The organism is Aquabacterium sp. A08 (assembly GCF_011742065.1).
This window is the reverse complement of record NZ_JAAQQT010000474.1, coordinates 1-420: the sequence shown is the minus strand read 5'-3', so window position 1 is coordinate 420 and position 420 is coordinate 1. Positions and strand designations below refer to the sequence as shown.

At 63.6% G+C, this 420-nt stretch carries 1 protein-coding gene and 1 pseudogene; both read left to right on the top strand.

What is annotated here, in order from left to right:
* Positions 1 to 120 (top strand): annotated as a pseudogene (locus tag HA630_RS23290) (thioredoxin-disulfide reductase); the annotation flags it as partial.
* A 225-nt stretch (positions 121 to 345) separates the two neighbouring features.
* The coding region (locus tag HA630_RS02695; RefSeq protein WP_166832237.1) for a L28 family ribosomal protein at positions 346 to 420 on the top strand (75 nt) is incomplete at its 3' end.

Here is a 420-nt window from a genome sequence, read left to right as displayed (position 1 = left end):
GGCGTGTTCGCCGCCGGCGACGTGCAGGACCACATTTACCGCCAGGCCATCACCAGCGCCGGCACCGGCTGCATGGCCGCGCTGGACGCGCAGCGTTTCTTGGAACAGCACGCCGGCTGAGGCCCCATTGGCGCCCGGCGGCGTGGATGATTTGCCAGACCGCCGGGCCAAAGCTATAATGCGCGTTTTGCTTTGCGGCCCCACGGGGCAGCAAGACAGAAAAATTCACCGCCCGCGAGCCGGAGCCGTCCACACCGCCTGAGAAGGTCGTGGGGCAGTCGGCACAACACAGGACGTGGGCGAGGTGCGGCGAACAGCCGTTAATTTTTTACTGGAGTGTCCATCATGGCACGCGTGTGTGAAGTCACGGGCAAGAAGCCCATGGTCGGGAACAACGTTTCCCACGCCAACAACAAAACC